The 20,966-nt window shown below is 61.5% G+C and carries 20 protein-coding genes; 15 read left to right on the forward strand and 5 right to left on the reverse strand.

Features of this window, described 5'->3' with window-relative positions; all coding sequences use genetic code 11:
* Nucleotides 1-15 precede the first annotated feature (15 nt).
* The gene (locus tag EFB14_RS15210) at nucleotides 16-1,329 is read right to left on the reverse strand and encodes a D-alanyl-D-alanine carboxypeptidase family protein (protein WP_126826525.1); all 1,314 of its coding nucleotides are present in this window, start codon (nucleotides 1,327-1,329) and stop codon (nucleotides 16-18) included.
* A gap of 221 nt (nucleotides 1,330-1,550) precedes the next feature.
* On the opposite strand from EFB14_RS15210, the gene EFB14_RS15215 reads away from it, so the two are divergent.
* Nucleotides 1,551-2,588 carry a polysaccharide deacetylase family protein gene (locus EFB14_RS15215; protein WP_125843974.1) on the forward strand — a complete coding sequence of 346 codons (1,038 nt, stop codon included), beginning with the start codon at nucleotides 1,551-1,553 and terminating at the stop codon, nucleotides 2,586-2,588.
* Between the two features lie 3 nt (nucleotides 2,589-2,591).
* On the opposite strand, the gene pdxH is transcribed toward EFB14_RS15215, so the two are convergent.
* Nucleotides 2,592-3,212, reverse strand: coding sequence for a pyridoxamine 5'-phosphate oxidase (pdxH, locus tag EFB14_RS15220; protein WP_125843973.1), 621 nt, complete (start codon nucleotides 3,210-3,212; stop codon nucleotides 2,592-2,594).
* Nucleotides 3,213-3,277: 65 nt separating this feature from the next.
* Here pdxH and EFB14_RS15225 point away from each other — a divergent pair, with 65 nt between their 5' ends.
* The 4 genes from EFB14_RS15225 to EFB14_RS15240 all read left to right on the forward strand — a co-directional run bounded on the left by EFB14_RS15225 (nucleotide 3,278) and on the right by EFB14_RS15240 (nucleotide 6,757).
* Nucleotides 3,278-3,736 (forward strand): RT0821/Lpp0805 family surface protein, encoded by a 459-nt coding sequence (locus tag EFB14_RS15225; protein WP_125843972.1) that lies wholly within the window; start codon nucleotides 3,278-3,280, stop codon nucleotides 3,734-3,736.
* 286 nt (nucleotides 3,737-4,022) lie between these two features.
* Nucleotides 4,023-5,201, forward strand: a complete 1,179-nt coding sequence (locus EFB14_RS15230) for a DnaJ C-terminal domain-containing protein (RefSeq protein ID WP_126826528.1) — start codon at nucleotides 4,023-4,025, stop codon at nucleotides 5,199-5,201.
* Nucleotides 5,202-5,322: 121 nt separating this feature from the next.
* Complete coding sequence (fabI, locus tag EFB14_RS15235) at nucleotides 5,323-6,141, forward strand: enoyl-ACP reductase FabI (protein ID WP_125843970.1); 819 nt, start codon at nucleotides 5,323-5,325, stop codon at nucleotides 6,139-6,141.
* Between the two features lie 25 nt (nucleotides 6,142-6,166).
* Complete coding sequence (locus tag EFB14_RS15240; RefSeq protein ID WP_125843969.1) at nucleotides 6,167-6,757, forward strand: histidine phosphatase family protein; 591 nt, start codon at nucleotides 6,167-6,169, stop codon at nucleotides 6,755-6,757.
* Nucleotides 6,758-6,831: 74 nt separating this feature from the next.
* Here EFB14_RS15240 and EFB14_RS15245 read toward each other — a convergent pair whose 3' ends face one another.
* Nucleotides 6,832-7,092, reverse strand: a complete 261-nt coding sequence (locus EFB14_RS15245) for a DUF1344 domain-containing protein (protein ID WP_018449305.1) — start codon at nucleotides 7,090-7,092, stop codon at nucleotides 6,832-6,834.
* 248 nt (nucleotides 7,093-7,340) lie between these two features.
* On the opposite strand from EFB14_RS15245, the gene EFB14_RS15250 reads away from it, so the two are divergent.
* From EFB14_RS15250 to ribB, 3 genes are all read left to right on the forward strand, one after another.
* Nucleotides 7,341-10,508, forward strand: coding sequence for a bifunctional diguanylate cyclase/phosphodiesterase (locus tag EFB14_RS15250; protein WP_125843968.1), 3,168 nt, complete (start codon nucleotides 7,341-7,343; stop codon nucleotides 10,506-10,508).
* A 208-nt stretch (nucleotides 10,509-10,716) separates the two neighbouring features.
* Nucleotides 10,717-11,814 carry a chorismate synthase gene (gene aroC, locus EFB14_RS15255; RefSeq protein WP_125843967.1) on the forward strand — a complete coding sequence of 366 codons (1,098 nt, stop codon included), beginning with the start codon at nucleotides 10,717-10,719 and terminating at the stop codon, nucleotides 11,812-11,814.
* 9 nt (nucleotides 11,815-11,823) lie between these two features.
* Complete coding sequence (gene ribB, locus EFB14_RS15260) at nucleotides 11,824-12,927, forward strand: 3,4-dihydroxy-2-butanone-4-phosphate synthase (RefSeq protein WP_125843966.1); 1,104 nt, start codon at nucleotides 11,824-11,826, stop codon at nucleotides 12,925-12,927.
* 216 nt (nucleotides 12,928-13,143) lie between these two features.
* Here ribB and EFB14_RS15265 read toward each other — a convergent pair whose 3' ends face one another.
* Nucleotides 13,144-14,334, reverse strand: coding sequence for a winged helix-turn-helix domain-containing protein (locus EFB14_RS15265; RefSeq protein ID WP_126826532.1), 1,191 nt, complete (start codon nucleotides 14,332-14,334; stop codon nucleotides 13,144-13,146).
* Nucleotides 14,335-14,451: 117 nt separating this feature from the next.
* Here EFB14_RS15265 and EFB14_RS15270 point away from each other — a divergent pair, with 117 nt between their 5' ends.
* From EFB14_RS15270 to EFB14_RS15280, 3 genes are read left to right on the forward strand one after another with little or no spacing between them, the layout of a single operon-like run.
* Entirely contained in the window at nucleotides 14,452-15,126 is a 675-nt protein-coding gene (locus tag EFB14_RS15270; RefSeq protein ID WP_126826536.1) for an energy-coupling factor ABC transporter ATP-binding protein, read from the forward strand.
* A complete protein-coding gene (locus EFB14_RS15275) occupies nucleotides 15,126-15,734 on the forward strand; it encodes an energy-coupling factor transporter transmembrane component T family protein (RefSeq protein ID WP_126826539.1) in 609 nt (202 codons plus the stop codon). The genes EFB14_RS15270 and EFB14_RS15275 overlap by 1 nt, the downstream gene beginning before the upstream one ends.
* 24 nt (nucleotides 15,735-15,758) lie before the next feature.
* Complete coding sequence (locus EFB14_RS15280) at nucleotides 15,759-16,322, forward strand: biotin transporter BioY (RefSeq protein ID WP_125843962.1); 564 nt, start codon at nucleotides 15,759-15,761, stop codon at nucleotides 16,320-16,322.
* Between the two features lie 804 nt (nucleotides 16,323-17,126).
* Here the strand turns inward: EFB14_RS15280 and EFB14_RS15285 are convergent.
* Complete coding sequence (locus tag EFB14_RS15285; protein WP_126826677.1) at nucleotides 17,127-17,528, reverse strand: acyl-CoA thioesterase; 402 nt, start codon at nucleotides 17,526-17,528, stop codon at nucleotides 17,127-17,129.
* A gap of 219 nt (nucleotides 17,529-17,747) precedes the next feature.
* Between EFB14_RS15285 and EFB14_RS15290 the strand changes: the two genes are divergently transcribed.
* The 4 genes from EFB14_RS15290 (at nucleotide 17,748) to EFB14_RS15305 (ending at nucleotide 20,848) form a co-directional block, all read left to right on the forward strand.
* Entirely contained in the window at nucleotides 17,748-18,683 is a 936-nt protein-coding gene (locus EFB14_RS15290; protein WP_126826543.1) for a histone deacetylase family protein, read from the forward strand.
* A 2-nt stretch (nucleotides 18,684-18,685) separates the two neighbouring features.
* On the forward strand, nucleotides 18,686-18,937 hold the full coding sequence (locus EFB14_RS15295; protein ID WP_126826546.1) for an exodeoxyribonuclease VII small subunit: 252 nt from the start codon (nucleotides 18,686-18,688) through the stop codon (nucleotides 18,935-18,937).
* 89 nt (nucleotides 18,938-19,026) lie between these two features.
* The gene (locus tag EFB14_RS15300; RefSeq protein ID WP_126826550.1) at nucleotides 19,027-19,794 is read left to right on the forward strand and encodes an SDR family NAD(P)-dependent oxidoreductase; all 768 of its coding nucleotides are present in this window, start codon (nucleotides 19,027-19,029) and stop codon (nucleotides 19,792-19,794) included.
* A 130-nt stretch (nucleotides 19,795-19,924) separates the two neighbouring features.
* Nucleotides 19,925-20,848, forward strand: coding sequence for a pirin family protein (locus EFB14_RS15305; protein WP_126826553.1), 924 nt, complete (start codon nucleotides 19,925-19,927; stop codon nucleotides 20,846-20,848).
* The last annotated feature ends 118 nt before the right edge of the window (nucleotides 20,849-20,966 follow it).

A 20,966-nucleotide genomic window follows, 5' to 3' on the forward strand; every position in this document is an offset into this window, starting at 1 on the left:
AGAGCGCGGCGGCGGTCAGCCGTGGTCCGGCAGCAGCATGCAATCGTAAGACCGCTGCTTCAACGCATCGCAGGCCGACTCCGCAGCGTCCTTGCTGGCGAAGCCGACGAAGCGGGCGCGGTAGATCTTGTTTGCCCCCTGCCCGACCGCCTCGGTATAGGGCGAGGCGGAAACGAGCGGTGCGCCTCCTTCCGACTGCGCCTGGGCGAGAAGCGCGCGCGCCGCATCGGCGCTCGGCGCGGCCGAAATCTGGATCTGCCAGTTTCCATCAGCCTTCTCTGCCGAAGTCTTCGGCGCCTTGCCGGCCGCCAGGATCTCGTCCATTGCGGCGGGACGGTCCAGCGGCACGACGGCATCGTCGGCATAGGCCAGGCTGTTTGCCGCCAGGCTCTTGGGGGCGAGGTTCTTCGGCTCGGCCTTGCCGGCCGAGCGCGGTGCGTTCAGCGGCACCGGAGCATCGGAAGCATCGGCGGCGGACGCGACTTCAACGGATTCCTTGGCGCCGACGCTCGCCATCAGCCCGGCGACGCCGGAAGACGAAGCGCGGCCGAGATAACGGTCGAGCAATGCCGCCATCTTGTCGTCGCGGCTGCGGGCAGTACGGCCACCGAGCACGACGCCGACCACCCGGCGGTTGCCATCCTTCACGGCACTGACGAGATTGAAGCCGGATGCATTGGTGTAACCCGTCTTTATGCCGTCCATGCCCTGGTAGCGGTACATGAGATTGTTGTGACCGCGCACGATGCGGCCACGGAAATTGAAGCTTGCCACCGAAAACAGCCGGTATTCGTTCGGATAGTTCTTCATCAGGGCGATTGCGAGCGTCGACATGTCGCGCGCCGTGGTGACTTGGCTGCTGTCCGGCAGACCTGATGCGTTGACGAAGACGGTGCGGCTCATGCCGAGCTGGCGGGCCTTTGCCGTCATCATCCGGGCAAAGCCGCTTTCCGAGCCGCCGAGCTTCTCAGCCATGGCGGAGGCGGCATCGTTGGCGGATTTGACGATCATGCCATAGACCGCTTCACGCACGGTGATCGTGCCGCCCGCCTTGACGCCAAGCTTGGTCGGCGGCCGCGCGGCGGCGTATTTCGACACCGCGATCGGCGTATCCCAAGCGATCTTGCCACGCTTCAAGGCCTCGAAAGTGAGATAGATCGTCATCATCTTCGTCAGTGACGCCGGATGGTTCAGCGTATCGGCGTTTTCGGCGGCGAGAACCTTGCCGGTGCGGGCATCAAGAACCAGTGAAGCGCTGCCGGCAAGCGCAGCAAGAGGCGCCGAAACGGCAAGCGTCACGGTCAAAACAGCCGCCAAAAGCTTTCTCATGCACTTCCCCTTGATGCTCCGGCTCCCGACACGGCCGGCATTTGTCCCGTAATGTGACAGAAGCCGCAAGTTTGGCGCGACTTTGAGGCAACGCCTACCATTTTTCTAGTCTTTTCATCGTCTTGGTTAACCGGACATAAAAAGACCTGTGCAGCTCCGGGATTCAGCAAGGCTTAAGTCGAGCCTGCTAACTTCCGGCGAACGCAGGGGACGAACGCCGCATGACGGGACAATGGAAGCGACTGGCAAAACGCGCGGCGATCGGCGCCGGGCTGGAAGCCTCCTGGCTGCTCGCCTCTGCCGGCCTGATGCGAGCTGCGCGTGGGCGCGGCGTCGTCTTCACGCTGCATCATGTCCGCCCGCACGTGCCCCAGGCCTTCGAGCCGAATGCGCATCTTGAAATCACCCCCCGCTTTCTCGACACTGCGCTGCAGCGCTTGACGCGGGAGGGCTATCGCTTCGTACCGCTCGATGCGGTGCCGGCGCTGCTGGCGGAACCTGAAGACGGGCGACCGTTCGCGGCCTTCACGCTCGACGACGGTTACCTCAACAATCTGGAGCATGCGCTGCCGGTCTTCGAGCGGCACCGGGCGCCATTCACGGTGTTCGTCACCAAGGGTTTTGCCGAGGCCTCGCACAGCATCTGGTGGGAGACGCTCGCCGTGCTGCTGCGCCAGATGCGAGAAATCCGCTTCGATTTCGGCCGCGGCATGGAGCGGCTGGCGCTCGACAGCCCGCGGCAGCAATGGGATGCCTTCGACCGATTCGCCGCTTACATCCACCGCTCCGACGAGGCCTATGCCGTCACCGCCATCGATACGCTGGCGCGGGAAACCGGCATCGAGCCGACGGATATCGTGCGAGATCTGGCGATGAGGCCCGACGAATTGCAATGGCTCGCCAGACGTCCGCTCGCAGCGCTCGGCGCCCATACGATCAGCCATCGCGCGCTTGCCCGCCTGCCGGAAGCCGAAGCGCGAATCGAGATGCAGGTTTCGGCGGATTATGTTGAGGCGCTGACGGGCATCCGTCCCGCTACGATCGCCTATCCCTACGGTACACCGGATGCCGCGACTGGCCGCGAGGCGCGCATATCAGGCAAACTCGGCTTTGCTGTCGCGGTCACCACGCAACCCGGATTGCCGGCGGCGGGCAGAACCGCCTATCTGCCGCGCATTTCGCTCAATGGCTTCTATCAGAAGCGACGTTACGTTTCCGCACTCGCCTCCGGCATACCGCTGAAGCTCATGGGCCGTTAACCTTCAGGGATACATTCGCACTTTTGTCCATTCACCTTCCGGCGAGGGCCGGCGAAATTCGATGCGGTCGTGCAGGCGGAATTTCTGATCCTTCCAGAATTCGATCGAGGTCGGGCGAATGCGGAAGCCGGACCAGTGGGCGGGGCGCGGAATGTCGCCGATGGCATAACGAGCAGTATATTCAGCCACGGCCTTTTCCAGTGCGAAACGGCTTTCGAGCGGACGCGACTGCTTGGAGGCCCAGGCGCCGATGCGGCTGCCGCGCGCACGCGTCTTGAAATAAGCATCCGCTTCGGCATCGCTCACGATCTCGACGGGACCGCGCAGCCGCACCTGGCGGCGCAGGCTTTTCCAATGAAAGCACATGGCCGCTTTTTTCTGCCCCAAGATTTCGCGACCTTTATGACTCTCGAAATTGGTGTAGAAGACGAATCCGTCGTCATCGAATCCTTTCAGGAGAACCATGCGGACATTGGGAAGACCATCCTCGTCGACGGTTGCGAGAGCCACGGCATTCGGGTCGTTTGGTTCGGAAGCCTCCGCTTCCCTGAGCCATTCAGCAAAAAGCTTGAAGGGTTCGCCGCTTTCGGTAAAGTCACCGCTTGTTAACTCGTTTGCCGACATATTAGCTCAAATGCCCCGGATTATTCAAAACTCGCCCAGCTTTTGATAACTGGACAGGATGCAGGGTGGAAGTCATAGCAAAGTCAAATCGCCATACAAAGGGCCTGCGGCAACGCAGCAGTTCGTTCTTCGTCATGGCCGTCGCGATGCTGTCGCTTTCCGGTTGCGTTGGCACCGGCATGGATTTTCTGAGCGAGGCCAAAGTGGACCGGTCGGTGGCAACCGGCACCGTGCCGCAGACACCGCCGAGCACGGACACGCTCTCCGACGAGATGACCGTGCGCAACGCCGTGACCTCGGCCGACGTGCAAAGGCTCGAAGGCCAGCCGCTTCCCTGGGCGAACGCATCGACGGGCAGCGCCGGTGTCATCGAGACGATCGTCGAGAACAATGAAGCAGGCCAGGTCTGCCGCCAGTTCCGCACGACACGGCATTCCTATGTCGGCATCGCCAAATTCTACGGCAAGACGTGCCTCGTCGGCGGCGGCAACTGGCAGCTCTTGAGTTTCCAGCCGGAAAGTTAATTCCAGCCGGAAAGCTAATTTCGACGGGAAAGCTGATCGGGCCGGCCGACAGGTTAATATCCGGCCCTGTTCGGGCGAATGCTTAGCAAAGAGCTAACCATTTACGACAAAACACCCCACATCTCTCCACAGAAATAAGAAGTGATTAGCAACTCGGCCGCACGATCAGTGTCGAGAGTGGCTCTTCCTGCCTTTGCGGCGGGTGGCGCCGCGCAAGTGATATTTGGAGTTTCGGGATGCCGGGCAAGGATAAGGCTTCCCGCATCGCAACACCGGCGGTTTTGACATGCGCGATCCTTACAAAATTCTGGGCGTCAAGCGCGACGCGGCGGCAGACGAGATCAAGGCGGCCTGGCGCAACATGGCCAAGGCAGCCCATCCCGACCACAATCAGGGCGACCCGACGGCGACGGCCCGGTTCGCCGAGATCGGCCGCGCCTATGAAACGCTGAAGGACCCCCGCAAACGCAGCCTGTTCGACAGCGCCGTGCGGATGGCGGAAGCCAAGAAACAGGAACAGACGATCATGCAGCAGCGGCAGGCTGCGCGCGAGGCGGCGATACGCGCCAAGGCGGCGCAGGCCAATGCCGAGCGCGTGATGGAAGAGTTGGCACGGGCCGCCCAGAAGGCGGCCGCCGAAGGCTCCAAGCAACAGGCAGGTACAGGCGAAGCAGCCGACGAGATAGTCGATCGCATCTTCGGCGCTCAGGCCCGCGCTGCGGCAGGCGGCCAGGCGCAGCCCCGCGCCCGGCAGGCGCAAACCCAACAGACACAGAACCAGCAGACGCAGGCCGAAGCCGGCAAGCGCATGGATGGCGAGGCCGCCGAGGCCGATATCAAGGGCGAGGAAGAGCCCGGCGAGAGCGCGGCGAATGCCGGCGCCAACCTTTCGCTGCCGCTTAGCATCCTGACGTCGCTGGTCCGCCGTTTCACCGGCGCCAAGGATACGGGCCTGGAAAAAGCCCCAGATGAGGTGACGACGGCGACGGTCACGATCGACGACGTATTGAAGAGCGGCTGGATCACAACGTCACTGCCGGAGGGCCGCGAAATCGGCTTTGCGTTGCCGGCAGGCACGACGGATGGTCACGAAGTGCGGCTCAAGGGACAGGGCTTCAAGCTGCCGGGCATGCAGCGCGGCGACGCAGTGGTCAATATCCGCATCGCGCCCGATCCGCGCTTCACAGTCGACGGTTTCGATCTGCACGCCGTGCTGCCGCTCAGCATCGAAAATGCGGTGCTCGGCACCGAGGCCCGCATCGACGGACCGAACGGGCCGCTGAACGTTACCATTCCCGCATGGTCCGGCTCGGACAAGACCATCCGGATTCCCGGCCAGGGACTGCCCCGCGAAGAAGGTGGAAGAGGCGATCTCGTGGCCGAATTGCGCATTATGTTGTGGGAAAAACCCGACGATAAGGTCACCGATCTCATGAGAAGCATGCGCGAAGGCCTGTTCTTGTGAAATTTTCATGACATTCGCACCCTTTGTTACGATCCCTAACAGTTGATGATCCAGGCCAAGCTTGAACCGATTAACGGCCTATGCCATAGGCAGGATCGATCAGATTCCTAGGGAGCGAAATATGGCTCAAGCATCCGGCCTCATGGCAGGCAAACGCGGCGTCATCATGGGTGTCGCCAACAATCGTTCGATTGCGTGGGGTATTGCCAAGGCCATTCATGCGCAGGGCGGAGAAGTTGCATTCACCTACCAGGGCGATGCACTGAAGAAGCGCGTCGAGCCGCTCGCCGCCGAAATCGGCGCGACGCTCGTCGGCCACTGCGATGTCAGCGACGAAGCCACGATCGATGCCGTTTTCGAGAATGTCGAAAAGCTCTGGGGCAAGATCGATTTCATCGTGCACGCGATCGGTTTTTCCGACAAGGACGAACTGACCGGCCGGTATGTCGACACGACACCCGATAATTTCACCAAGACGATGCAGATCTCCGTCTATTCGTTCACTTCGGTCGCTCGCCGCGCCGAGAAGCTGATGACGGAAGGCGGCTCGATGCTCACCCTCACCTATTACGGTGCGGAAAAGGTGATGCCGAACTACAACGTCATGGGCGTCGCCAAGGCCGCGCTCGAAGCGAGCGTCAAGTATCTCGCCGTCGACCTCGGACCGAAGAACATCCGCGTCAACGCCGTGTCGGCCGGTCCGATCAAGACGCTTGCCGCCTCGGGCATCGGCGATTTCCGCTATATTCTGAAGTGGAACGAATACAACGCACCACTGCGCCGTACCGTTACCATCGAGGAAGTCGGCGATGTCGGCCTCTATCTGCTGTCCGATCTCTCGCGCTCCGTCACCGGCGAAGTGCATCATGCCGACAGCGGTTACCATGTCATCGGCATGAAGGCTGTCGACGCGCCTGATATTTCCGTCATCAAGGACTGACCACTCCATAAACGGAGCCGAGACCGTGCTTATCTACGTGATCAGACACGGCCAGACCGACTGGAACGCTGAGCGTCGCCTGCAGGGTCAGAAAGATATCCCGATGAACGCGACGGGCCTGGAACAGGCCCGTCGCAACGGCCTCGCACTCCTGGACATTCTCGGCGAGAAGATTGACGAATTCGATTTCGTCGCAAGCCCGCTCAAGCGGACACGGGCGACCATGGAGATCATCCGCACCGCAATGGGCCTGCCGCCGCTTGCCTACCGCACCGATCCCCGGCTGGTGGAAATATCCTTCGGCGACTGGGAGGGCTCGACCCTCAAGGAACTGAAGGCGACACAGCGCGAGCGGGTGGCGGAGCGCAACGCCTCGAAATGGGATTTCATTCCGCCCGGCGACGACGCTGAAAGCTATGAAATCCTCTCCTGGCGCACGGGCTCATGGCTCGCCTCCGTCGATCGACCGACGGTCTGCGTGACGCATGGCGGCGTCATCCGCACGCTTTTCCAGGCGATATCAGATCTGCCGAAGAGCAGCGCCGCGGAAGGCGAAATCCCGCAGGACCGCATTGTCAGGATCGAAACCGCCGAGCGGACGATCGTCTGGCTGTAAGCACCCGGGGACAGAACAAAAGAAAGTGCGTCGCATGATCCTGTTCGAGCGCGACGCGCTTCAATCAGGCCCGCCTACTTGACGATATCGAGATCGTTGATGACGCGCTTTCCATCGACCTCGGTATAGAAGACGATTACCTTCACGCCGGCTTCGAGGCCGTCGAAATTGAATTCTTCGGGCGCCTGGTAGGTCTTGCCGTCATCGAGCGTCAGCACGAGATTTGTTGTGTCGACCTTCTTGATCGTCGCCTCGACATCGGCGCTCTCGGCAAAACCGCTCATCGGCGACAGGAAGCTTGCTGTTGCCAAGAGCGTGGCGACGACGAAACGCATGGCGACAATCCTTTTGAAACGCTGCACGATCTGCACGGAAAAATGACTGGCCACAGATAAGCTCCTGAATATGGCGAAAATTGCCCGTAAGAATGGCTTTTCCCGCCCAATTGATGAATAGGATTTTAAACATAATCAAGATGCCGCGTTAACCCTGCCTCTCCCGCCTCACGACTTTTCGACATCCATCGGGCAATCGTAAATTAACCCCTGCGCCCTACAGTCGCTTCGAACATGAGGGTTTAATTTTGCTATCCAGGCTTAGCGACAGCAAGCAGTTGCGGCGCGTGTTGAAGAATACCCGCGTTTCGTTTCTGGTTTCATCGCTTGTTGCCCTCGTCGTCATCATGATCGGCGTCGGACTCGACCGCGCCAATACTGCGTCTTATGTGCGCGAACTTCATATCCGCACCGAAAACGAGACGAATCTCATCCGCGCCCGCGTCATGGCGCAGATCAACATGGACCTCAGCATCGTCCGCGATCTTTCGAACCTGATCTCCGTCAGCAGCGCTGCAAACAGCGAGGAGATGGAGCGCCAGATCAACTGGCTGCTGATCCAGAACCCGCCTTTTATTCATATCGCCGTCGCCCCTGACTTCATCGTCAGCGGCATCTACCCGCCACAATCCGACAATGGGATCGGCCGGGACGTGCGCGAGGCTCTCTTCTTGCGCCAGGCGATCACGCGCGCGGCCGGCGACCAGTCGGCGCGCTTCTATGGCCCTATCAAGACGGACGGACGGAACACCTTTGCCATCTTCTTCCCGGTTTTCGCCAAGGAGAACGGCCAGCGGCGCATCTGGGGGGCGGTCGAGGTCGTCATCGATCAGGACATGTTCTACGAGGCGACAGGACTGAAGCCCGCCCATGACCGCGAGAACCGGGAACGCTACTCGCATCTCGACCATCTTTCGATTGCCATCAGGGATATGGCTTCGCCTGCCGCCGCGTCGGCGCCTTTCTTCGGTTCGCCCGATATTTACGACAAGGATCCGGTGCACCGGGAAATCGGCTTTGCCGGCGGCAGATGGGAGATTTCCGTCGTCCCGAAAAACGGCTGGGAGGCAATACCCGAAAACCGCACTGAGCTGCGCCTGATCATCGCCGCCGCCAGCTGCATCATCATCATTCCGATCTTCTTCGCCACACTCCTGCTCGGCGAGCGCAACCGCAACATCAGCGAACTGGTGGCGCGCGAGGCGAAACTGCTGGAACTGTCGCAGCGCCTCAATTTGGCGCTCCAATCCTCAAATATCGGCATCTGGGAGCTGCAGGACCATTCAAGCAGCGTGCTCTGGGACGCGCGCGCCGCAGCCTTGCACGGCAAGCCGGCGACGGAAGGAAGCTGGCCGCTCGACGAATGGCTGGCGGCAATCCTGCCCGAGGACCGTGAAATCGCCGAAGTGCATTTCTTCAGCTGCAGCATCGCCGGTGCTGCCTGCACGGGACAATACCGCATCATGCTTGCCCACGGCGGCATTCGCTACCTGCGCTCGGCCGGCGCCTTCTATACGGATGCCGGCGGCACCGGCAAAACGATCGGCATCGTCTGGGACGTAACCGCCGATGCGGAGACTACCGACACGCTGCGCAAGGCCAAGGATACGAGCGAGGTCAAGAATGCCGAGCTCGAGCTGGCGCTGGAAGAACTCTCGAGCCGCGAAGGGCAGCTCGCCGAGCTTTCGAGCCGGCTCGACCTTGCGCTCAATTCCTATCAATGCGGCATATGGGAGGCGCGACCCGGCCGAGGCGGCTCGATCTGGAACGAGCGGATGCACGAGCTCTACGGCCTCCCGCCCCGCAACGGTTTCATGACCGAGGAAACCTGGCTGAGCCGCATCCACCCGGAGGACCGCAGCCTAGCGCTCGAAAGCGCCCGTTACTTCAAGCAAAGCGGCGATACCCATACTCTCGTCTGCCGCGTGATCGCCGATGACGGTTCGGTGCGCTATGTGCGCTCGGTCGGCAAGGTCCACCAGACGGCGAGCGGCGAGATGAAGATCATGGGCATCGCCTTCGACGCCACTGAAGACGTGCTGATGACGATCCGGCTGAAGGCGGCCAAGGACGAGGCGGTCGCCAAAAACATCGAGCTCGAGCTTGCCAAGAACAGGATCGAGCACAATTCGCTGCATGATCCGCTGACCGCGCTCGCCAATCGCCGCAAGCTCGACATCGCACTGGCGAACCTGACCCATGACGGTCGCGGGCAGCGGCAGAAATTTGCGATCCTGCACATCGATCTCGATCGCTTCAAAGAAATCAACGACACGCTCGGCCATGCCGCCGGTGATGCGATGCTGGTGCATGCCTCCAAGGTGCTCGCCAAGAACGTTCGCGGTAGCGACGTCGTCGCGCGCATCGGCGGGGACGAATTCGTCATCCTCGCCTTCGACGTCGGCGACAGGGATATGGCCGAGCTCTCGACGCGGATCATCGAAGAGATGCGCCTGCCGATCGACTTCCAGGGTTTTTCCTGCCGCTGCGGCGTGTCGATCGGCGTGGCGCTCGCCAACGGCATTCATGTCGATGCGCGCAAGGTGCTGATCAATGCCGATATCGCGCTCTACCGCGCAAAGAGCCTTGGCCGGAACCGCTTCGAATTCTTCAATCACAATCTCCAGGCCGACATCGTCAACACCAAGCGTACGGCCGACGAGATCCTCGCCGGCATCGAAAATGGCGAATTCACCGCTTGGTATCAGCCGCAATTCTCAGCCCGCACGATGGAATTGACCGGTGTGGAGGCGCTGGTACGCTGGGTGCATCCGTCCAAGGGGCTGCTTTCGCCCGACAAGTTCCTGCGCATCGCCGGCGAGATCAATGTCGTACAGACCCTCGACCGGATCGTCCTCGAAACGGCGCTGCACGACAAGATGCGCTGGGCGGCGCGTGGCATCGCTGTTCCCAAGGTTTCCGTCAACGTTTCGGCACGGCGGCTGCATGACGGCAGCCTGCTGGAATCGCTCGCCGGCCTGCATATTCGTCCGGGCGAACTCTCTTTCGAACTGGTGGAATCGATTTTTCTCGACGAGAGCGAGGATGTCGTCTCGCACAACCTCGAGCGCATCAAGGCGCTTGGCATCGATATCGAGATCGACGATTTCGGCACCGGCCATACGTCGATCGTCAGCCTGCTGAAGCTGAAACCCAAGCGGCTGAAGATCGATCGTCAGCTGGTGCAGCCCATCATCGCATCCTCACAGGAGCGCGCGCTGGTCAGCTCGATCATCGAGATCGCCCGCTCGCTCGGCGTGGAGACAGTGGCTGAAGGGGTGGAGACCGCAGCCCATGCCGAACTGCTGCGCGATCTCGGCTGCGACATCCTGCAGGGCTATGCCTTCTCGCGGCCGCTCTCCTTCGACGATTTCACCGCGGAAGCGACCGGAACGGGGTGGCGGGTGGCCTCATGATCGCCGCCGGCCGGCCGGTCTCCCCGCTCGCGGAAAGAGCTGGGGTCGTTCATCGTTCACAAAAGACGGAAACAGCATTTCCGCCGCTGCCGGTTTGACGCAAAGAAAGGCTTTTGCCTCGACGGTTTTTTGGCCTATGAGTGTCGCGCCTTTTCAAGCAATGGCGCGGCCGGCGGCGACCGGCCCTGGGGCGCCACCGTGGGAACACATGTCGCACAATACATTCGGTCACCTCTTCCGCGTAACCACCTGGGGCGAAAGCCATGGTCCGGCACTCGGCTGCGTCATCGACGGCTGCCCTCCCGGGCTGCGCTTCAAGCTCGAGGACCTGCAGGTCTGGCTCGACAAGCGTAAGCCGGGACAATCCCGCTTCGTGACACAGCGGCGCGAGGACGATCTCGTCAAGGTGCTGTCCGGCGTGATGCTGGACGCCGATGGCGAGACGATGACCACCACCGGCACGCCGATCTCCATGCTGATCGAAAACACCGACCAGCGCTCCAAGGATTACGGCGAAATCGCCAGGCAATACCGCCCCGGCCATGCCGACTATACCTATGACCTCAAATACGGCATTCGCGATTATCGCGGCGGCGGCCGCTCTTCGGCGCGCGAGACCGCAGCGCGGGTCGCGGCCGGCGGCATCGCCCGCCTCGTCGTGCCGGGTGTTACCGTGCGCGGCGCGCTGGTGCAGATCGGCAAGCACAAGATCGACCGCCGCAACTGGGACTGGGACCAGGTCGGGCAAAACCCGTTCTTCTCGCCCGACGCCGCGATCGTGCCGGTCTGGGAGGAGTATCTCGACGGCATCCGCAAGAACGGCTCCTCCATCGGCGCGGTCGTCGAAGTGATCGCCGAGGGCGTGCCGGCCGGCCTCGGCGCGCCGATCTATGCCAAGCTCGATCAGGACATCGCCTCGCTGCTGATGTCGATCAACGCCGTCAAGGGTGTGGAGATCGGCAATGGTTTTGCCGCCGCCGAAACTTCAGGCGAAGACAATGCCGACGAGATGCGCATGGGCAATGACGGCACGCCGATCTTCCTTTCCAACAATGCCGGCGGTATTCTCGGCGGCATCTCCACCGGGCAGCCGATCGTGGCGCGTTTCGCCGTCAAGCCGACGTCCTCCATCCTGACCGAGCGCCAGTCGATCGATGCCGATGGCAAGAATGTCGAAGTCCGCACCAAGGGCCGGCACGACCCCTGCGTCGGCATCCGCGCCGTGCCGATCGGCGAGGCGATGGTCGCCTGCGCTATCGCCGACCATTATCTTCGCGACCGCGGCCAGACCGGCCGTCTGAAATAGGAGTGCCCTATGTCTTATGACCAGAAGCGCGTCGTCGACGCCATCCGGGCCTTCGAGGCCGGCGAGATCGTCGTCGTCATGGACGACAACGACCGCGAGAACGAAGGCGACCTGATCGTCGCCGCCGTGCACGCCACGCCAGAGAAAATGGCCTTCATCGTGCGTCATACTTCGGGCATCGTCTGCGCGCCAATGCCGAAGGAAGAGGCCAGGCGCCTCAACCTCAACGCCATGGTGGCGGAAAACGATTCCGCCCATACGACGGCTTTCACCGTCTCGGTCGATTTCAAGCACGGCACGACGACCGGCATTTCCGCTGACGACCGGACGATGACGGTGCGCAACCTCGCCAATCCGAATGTTGGTCCCGCCGATTTCGTCCGCCCCGGGCATATCTTCCCGCTGGTTTCCCGCGAAGGCGGCGTGCTGATGCGCTCCGGCCATACCGAGGCGGCCGTCGACCTCTGCAAGCTTGCCGGCCTGCCGCCGATCGGCGTCATCTGCGAGCTCGTCAATGATGACGGCACCGTCACGCGCGGCCCGCAGGTGGTCGATTTCGCCGAACAGCACGGGCTGAAGCTCGTGTCCGTCGCCGATCTCATCGCCTATCGCCAGCGCAAGGAAACGCTGATCGAACTCGGCACGAGCTTCGACATCGAAACGCCGTTCGGCAAAGCCAAGGCGCACACCTATTCCCTGCCCTGGGACCCGATGCAGCACCTCGCCGTCGTCTTCGGCGACATCCGCGACGGCGTCGACATCCCTGTCCGACTGCATCCCGAGAATGTCGCCGAGGATCTTTTCGGCAAGAAGAGCCCGGTCGATTTTTACATGAAGAAGATCGCCGAGATCGGTCGCGGCGTCATCGTCTATCTGCGCGAGGGCTCGGTCGGGGTCGGCCACTACGATAACGGCCGCAAGGCCCGCAGCCAGGGCCGCGAGGCCCATGCCGAAGCCCAGACCCGTGACAATGAATGGCTGGAAATCGGTCTCGGCGCACAGATCCTCAAAGATCTCGGCGTCAGCTCGATCACGCTTTTGACCAGCCGCGAACGGCACTATGTCGGCCTGGAAGGTTTCGGCATCAAGATCAGCAAGACGGAGATCTGCTAGAGGTTTTCCCTTCTCCCCAGCGGGGAGAAGGTGGCCCGAAGGGTCGGATGAGGGGGCGGCCCGGCACACCCTATCCGTTGCCCTTCGCTTACGCTCCGTGCATTCGCGGCTTCGCCGCTTACCCCGGCATCTTCTCCCCGCTGGGGAGAAGCGGAGCCGTGGTAACGTCTCAATCCCTTTCTTCTCGGTAGGAGCAAGATATATCGGACGAAGACTCTACCCTCTCCACCCGTCCAAAAACACGACCTTCTCCACGCCGGCGAACCGTGCGACCCGCTCCAGCTCCGCTTCGAGCCTCTCCAGCCGCCCGGCCGACGGCTTCACGCCCGGTTCCAGCCAGAGTCGCTTGACATCGAGCGTCGATTTTTTCCGGTCGGCCTTCATGTCGATGCGGCCAATCAGTTTATCGCCTTCGAGCAGCGGGAAGACGTAGTAGCCGTATTCGCGCTTCGGCTCGGGAACGAAAATCTCGATGCGGTAGAAGAAGCCGAAGAGGCGTTCGGTGCGGTTGCGGTCGCGGATCATCGGATCGAAGGGGCTAAGCACGCGGATGCGGGGCGGAGCGCCGGGGTAGCCGTCGAGCGACGAGAGGAAATCGGCGAAGGCCCAGGAAGGGCGCGCCTTGCCGCCGAGTGCCGGTTCGATCATCACCTCGATCAGTTCGTCGCGACGGGCTGCGACCCAGGCCTTGGCTTCATCGGGCGAAACCAGGTTCCAGAAGGCGGCGATTTCGCCGTGGGTCGCGAAACCGAGGCGGGTGAGAGCGCTGCGGCAGGCCCAGTCGACGAATTCATCGCGGCTCACCTCCGGCTCGCGGAATTTGTCCGGTATGACCCGCTCCGTGAGATCGTAGATCTTCTGGAAGTTCGAGCGGCCGGCGATGGCGATCTTGCCGGTGTGCCAGAAATATTCGAGCGCCGTCTTGTTCGGGTGCCAATTCCACCAGCCGCCGGAGACGTGGCCGTCGGCCTTGACGTCGCGCGCCAGCATCGCGCCGTCGCGCTGCACCCGCTCATAGGTTTCCTCGAACGCCGCCTCGAAGCCCTCGCCCCGCCATTTGCGCCAGCGTTCGATAATTACCTTCTCCTGATGGCGGAACTTGTGTTTCCAATAGACGAAGAAGGCGCTCGGCAGGATGGAGGCGTCATGCGTCCAGTGTTCGAACAGCACCCCGTCCTTTTCGAGCAGCGTGGTCAGATGCTCGCGTCTGTAGGTCTGATTGCGGGAAAACAGGATCTGATGATGCGCCCGCTCCACCGTCTGGATGCTGTCCACCTGAACGAAACCGAGATCATGGATGAGTTGCAGCAGCCCGGCCTTGGTCAAGGCGCGGTTCGGTGGGGCGCTGAGCCCCTGCTTGGCAAGAAAGACACGGCGGGCGTCGGAATTGGAAAGCAGATTCGTCATATCAGCATCATAATCCGGAAAATCTTCCTAGCCACCCGATATCGACAGCGAGTTTTGCTCTTTCATCATGCTCGATTACCCGTATAGAAGCAGGAATATCTGGATGCGAGGATTGGTTTGGATATTCGTTTCGAAGGCGCCGGGGTCAGTTTTGGGGCGCGGGTGGCGCTGGAACCGCTGACACTCGGCATCAGCGGCAAACGCATCGGCGTCATCGGGCTGAACGGCTCGGGCAAAACCACTTTCGCGCGCCTCATCAACGGGCTGACCAAGCCGTCGGTCGGCCGTGTCACCGTCAATGGCCGCGACATGGCCGACGAGAAGGCCGCGGCACCCGATGTCGGCTTCATCTTCCAGTCGCCGCAGAACCAGATCATCCTGCCGATCGTCAGGGACGACATCGCCTTCGGACTAAAGCGGCGCGGCTTCACCAAGGCGGAGATCGAGGCGAAGGTCGATGGCGTGCTTGCCCGTTTCGGCGCGCAGGCGCTGGCCGATCGCCGGGCGCACGAGCTTTCCGGCGGCGAACTGCAGGTGGCGGCCCTCTGCTCGGTGCTTGCGACGGGGCCGAGCATTCTTATCCTTGACGAACCCACCAACCAGCTGGACCTCAAGAACCGGGCGCTGGTCGAGAAGATCATCACCGGGCTCCCGGAAAGCGCCATCGTCATCACCCACGATCTGGACCTGGTCGCCGATTTCGAGCGGGTGCTGCTGTTTCATGAAGGGCGGCTTGCCGCGGATGCGCCGGCTGCCGAAGCGATCGCCCGCTACAAGGAGATCGCCGCCTGATGCAGTCGCTCTACGTCGAAGGCAACAGCGCGATGCACCGGCTTTCGCCGCGGGTAAAGCTATTGTCTCTTGCGATCTTCAGCGTCGTGCTTTTCATCAGCACGGATATCGCTCTGCTTTCGATCGCCATGCTGCTGGCGGCGATCGTCTGCCGCACGGTCGGCATGCCCGTGGTGGAAGCGTTGAGACGACTGCGGCCGATCTTCCTGACGATCGTCATCGTGGCGCTCTTCAACCTCATCTTCAACCCCTGGCACGACGCACTGGTGACCCTGCTGCGGCTGACGGCACTGATGCTGCTGGCCGCCGCCGTGACGGCGACGACGACCATTGCGCAGTTCATCGACGAGGTGACGGCGCTTGCCCGCCCGCTGGAACGCACCGGCTGGGTGCAGGCCGACGATATCGGTCTCGCCATCGGGCTCGTCCTGCGCTTCGTGCCGGAAATTCTCGGCCGGTATCAGGCAATCCGCGAGGCACATGAGGCGCGCGGCCTGAAGGTCCGGCCGACAACGCTGCTTGCACCGCTGATCATCCTGACGCTCAGGGATGCGGATAATGTCGCAGCGGCGATTGACGCGCGCGGCATTCGGCGGCATGTGAGTTAACCATTAAAAATTACGGAGTTCATGATGAGCACCCGCGACCTCGTTCTTACCGCCCTCTTTGCCGCGATCATCGTGGCGCTCGGCCTGCTGCCGCCGATCACGCTTGGCTTCATCCCGGTGCCGATCACCGCCCAGTCACTCGGCGTGATGATGGCCGGCGTGGTCCTCGGCGCCCGGCGCGGCGCGATCGCTGTATTGATCGTGCTGCTGCTGGTCGCTTTCGGGTATCCGGTTCTCTCCGGCGGCCGCGGCGGGCTTGCCATCTTCGCCTCGCCATCGGCCGGCTTCCTCGTAGGCTGGATCTTCGGCGCCTTCGTCACCGGCTATCTGAGCGAACGGCTTGTCAATGAGCAGCAATCCGGCCTGGTGCAGACAGTAAGCTTCTTCCTCGCCGCCATGGTCGGCGGCATCGTCGTGCTTTACGCCTTCGGCATCACCTATCTGGCGACCGCCGGCGGCATGGGCTTCCCGAAAGCCTTCGTCGGCTCGATGGTCTATCTCCCGGGCGACGTGACCAAAGCTGTCGTCGCCGCTCTCCTCGGCCGCGCCGTCATGGTCGGCTACCCGCTGCTGCCGGCGCGCGCCTGAGCACGTAGGGACCGGGCTTGTCCGGCGAATGCCATCAGTGGCCGCCTTCGGTTTGTAGGCGGCCATCGTCATTCCACCCCCGGAGCCTCGAATCTATGCCCGCCGCCGCGGGAGGCATCGTGGATCCTCGGGTAGGAGCGAGTGTAAAGTAAGCCCTAAGGCAAGAACCATTCATACTGCCGGAATGGGTCGAGCGCAGTGCCACATTCACAGTGGACACTATGACAAGCTGCCGAAAGCGCTAAATGTCAAACGGTGCTCCTTCGACTGAACGCCGGCTACGCGTCTGAAACCATCGAAGACCAAGCGCAAATAACGGCGCGATGGAGCACTCCCAATTTGCATGACCCGGAATCCGGGCAACAAAAAACCGCCTTAAGGCGGTCGGGCATCCTGTCTATTTTACTTGATTTAATCTCCTCCCCCACAATCTCCGCCGCCGCCATCACCGCCGTCGCTAGGATCTCCCCAATTGTCCGACCCGTGCTTTCCTCCTCCTACACCCGCGATCAGAGCAAAAACCAAGACCAAGCCCACGACGAGCCCGTCAGTCGAAAAAAAAGTATCCAATCAGTCTCCTTCATTTGCCTCAGGAAATCTCTTTTCCTATTGAAATAGTGGATTATTTTATTGATCCTCGCAATAGATCGAAATATGAAACTTTCATGACGTTCTGGATCACGTCAAAAGATCTGATCTAAACCATAACGTTCTGACTTTGTGATCCTAGTTGGCGCAATGCAGCCAGCTTGATCAGCGAGAGATCGAGGCGTGCGCAACGCGTCCTGCCAGACGCACAGCATCCTAATCCAAAAAGCGATAGAGCCAGTCGCGGGTTTCTTCGGGCAACGAAGCTGGCGACTGGTCTTCGCGGGCGCGGGCCTGCCAGATGATTTCTACCTCGGCGGCGCGCTCCTCCCCTGTCTCGATGGAAATCAGGAAGCCGATGGAACGCACGCCGATCTTGTCGACGGCGGCGGTGAAGGTAGCCGGTTCGTCAAAGTGCAGCGGCCGGTGGAGAATGCAGGAGACTTTACTGGCTATGTAGAGCGGTTCGTCCTCCACGTCGGGGCGTGACGACCAGAAGCTTGAAAGAGCGGACTCTGCATAAGAGATATAGGATGCCAGAAACATCTGGCCGTTCATATCGACATCGCGAAACGGCACGTGTATTTCCGCCACACCAGGGCGTTTCGACTTACTCATCAACAAAACTGCCTTACAATAGTCCCCAAACCCGACATTACTGCATAAATCTTCAAACCGGAAACGATTTAAGGACGAAATCATACAGTAGTTCAAAGCGTTACAGCATAGTTTACGCAGCTGTATGAAGATGAGGCGCGACAAGAGCGCTTGTTGAAATCGCCTGGCGATGCCCCATCTGCTGTGGAACATGACATAAGCGATCGATAGAATGTCTCCATGAGCACCCGTCTTTATGAACATCCGATCTTCCTGGAACACGTGACGCCCGCCGGCCATCCGGAGCGGTCGGACAGGATCCGCGCCATCAACATGGCGCTGGAACACCCTAATTTCGAGCGGCTGGAGCGCAGGCAGGCGCCGCAGGCGAACGAGGATGCGGTGCTGCTTGCGCACCCCGAGGAACATCTGACCGCCGTCATGCGGGAGATTCCCGAGGAAGAGGGAGAGATCAACCAGCTCGAAGCCGATACCTATGCCAGTCAAAAGAGCCTCCAGGCGGCGCTGACCGGCATCGGCGGGGCGATGGCGGCGGTGGACGACGTCTTTACCGGCCGGGCCGACAATGTCTTTGTCGCCGCCCGCCCGCCGGGGCATCATGCCGAGAAGATGACGGCGATGGGCTTCTGCTTTTTCAACAATGCAGCGATCGCCGCCCGCCACGCGCAGAAGGCGCACGGCGCCGAGCGCGTCGCCATCATCGATTGGGACGTGCACCACGGCAACGGCACGCAGGATATCTTCTGGGATGATGCCTCGGTGCTGTTCTGCTCGACGCATCAGATGCCGCTTTATCCCGGCAGTGGCGCCAAGGACGAGAAGGGCACGCACAACACCATCGTCAATGCGCCGCTTTCGCCGAATGTCGGCAGCGACCATTTCCGCGAGGCGTTCAAATCGCGTGTGCTGCCGGCCGTCGCCGATTTCCGGCCGGATCTCATCATCATTTCAGCCGGCTTCGACGCGCATCACCGCGATCCCTTGGCGCAGATCAATCTGACGGGCGAGGATTTCGATTGGGCGACCGGGCGCATCCTCGAACTGGCAGACAGGTACGCGAAGAACCGGGTCGTCAGCCTGCTCGAAGGCGGTTATGATCTCGAAGGCCTCGCCGAATCGGCGGGCATGCATATTCTGAGAATGATGAAGGGTTGAGAATGACTGACAGCGCCAAGCCTGATGTATCAGGCCTTTCCTTCGAAAAGGCGGTTGCCGAACTCGAAAGCATCGTCGCCCGGCTGGAACGCGGCGACGTGGCGCTTGATGAATCCATCGAGATCTATGAGCGCGGCGAAGCGCTCAAGAAGCATTGCGAGACCCTGCTTTCGGCCGCGGAAAACCGCATCGAGAAGATCCGACTCGACCGTGCCGGCAAGCCGCAGGGCGTCGGGCCGCTGGACGGCGCCTGAGGCGCAGCAAAACTCCCTCTGACGGCGCTTGGCGTTCGGCTTCCGACCGCTCTATGATCCCCTTGCGAAAACAAAGGGGGGGCAAGGAAATGACGGACAGGTTGAAGGGCAAGGTCGCTATCATCTCGGGCGGCGCGACCGGCATGGGTGGTGCCGCCTCGAAGCTTTTTGCGGCGGAGGGGGCGTGCGTTGCGATTATCGACCGCAATGGCCAGGCGGCTGATGAGACCGTCAAGGCGATCCGTGATGCCGGCGGTGAGGCAGACTGCTGGACGGCCGACGTCTCGGACGAAGCCGCCGTCAATGCCGCCGTTGCAGGTGTGGAAGAACGCTACGGCGCGGTCACTGTGCTTTTCAATCATGCCGGTACGATCGTCATCAAACCCTTCCTCGAAACGACGCTTCAGGAATGGGACTGGCTGCACGCCGTCAACGTGCGCTCGATGTTCCTGATGACGAAGGCTGTGCTGCCGAAGATGATTGCCGCGGGCGGCGGCTCGATCGTCTGCACATCGTCCATCTCCGCGGTCGCCGCCACACCGATGGAAGTGCTTTACGACACGACCAAGGGTGCCGTACACATGTTTGCCCGCGCCATCGCCGTCGAATTCCGCGACCGCAATATTCGCTGCAACGCCGTCTGCCCCGGCTTTATCCGCACGCCGCACGGCCTGCGCGAGGTCGCCGACCTGCAGGCACTCGGCGTCGATGTTTCCGATGCCGCCATCGCCGCGCAGCAGGGGCGGATCGGCGAACCCGAAGATGTGGCGCGGGCCGCCCTTTATCTGGCAAGCGACGAATCGAACTTCGTCAACGGCGCCCATCTCTTCGTCGACAATGGCTTTACTGCGATCTGAGCCGACGCTCTTTCGCAATGAACCGCAAGGCGCTATTTCTGATCGATGCGCCTGCTGCGTAACTCAAAATGCTACAGCGTTTTCTGCGCGTCTGAAAGACGCGCGGCGCTGTAGCGACTGGAGATCCGTCATGTCCTTCTTTCCCGGTAAAGACCCCCTGCCCGGCGATGCCTTCGCCTGCGACGCGATCGAGAACCTGATCATTCCACGCACCAGCGATATCGGCGGCTTCCAAGTGCGACGCGCGCTGCCCAGCCGCCAGCGCCGGCTCGTCGGCCCGTTCATCTTCTTCGATCGCATGGGGCCGGCGATCCTGAAGCCGGATGAGGCGCTCGACGTGAAGCCGCATCCGCATATCGGATTATCGACGGTCACCTATCTCTTCGACGGCGAGATTCGCCATCGCGACAGCCTCGGCACTGAAAAGGTCATCCGGCCCGGCGATATCAACCTGATGACGGCGGGGCGCGGCATCGTGCATTCGGAGCGTACGCCCGACAATCTGCGCGGTCATCCGCTGTTGATGTCGGGGCTGCAGACATGGCTGGCGCTCCCCGACGACAAGGAGGAGATCGATCCTTCCTTCGCCCATACGGAAAAGACCGAAATGCCGCTGATCGAAACAACAGGCGTGCGCGGACGTGTCGTCATCGGCTCGTTCGAAGGCATGACGTCGCCCGTCCACGTATTTTCCGACACGCTCTATGTCGATCTTAACCTGCAGCCGGGCACCCGATTTCCCTTTGGCGCGGGCCACGAGGAGCGCGCCGTCTACGTGCTCTCCGGCGAAGTCGTCATCTCGGGCGACCGGTTCGCCGCCGACCAGCTGCTGGTCTTCCGGCCGGGCGATGCGATCACACTCGAAGCCGGCGGCGAGGGTTGCCACCTGATGCTCTTCGGCGGCGCGGCCCTGAATTCGAAGCGTTATATCTGGTGGAATTTCGTTTCTTCCTCGAGGGAGCGGATCGAAAAAGCCAAGGAGGAGTGGCGCACCGGCCGCTTCGATATCGTTCCTGGCGACGAAGAGGAATTCGTGCCTTTGCCGGAAAGCTGAACCGCCCCGCGCTGACGAATTAGAGCAGGATATCCTTCGAAAACCGCTCACACTTTTCGGTATCATGCTCTAAGGTGAAAACCTTCGGTTCCTGAAATGCACTTGTTTTGCCGTATTC

The sequence above is a fragment of the Rhizobium fabae genome (genome assembly GCF_003985135.1).
In the GTDB taxonomy this organism is placed as follows: Bacteria; Pseudomonadota; Alphaproteobacteria; order Rhizobiales; family Rhizobiaceae; genus Rhizobium; species Rhizobium pisi.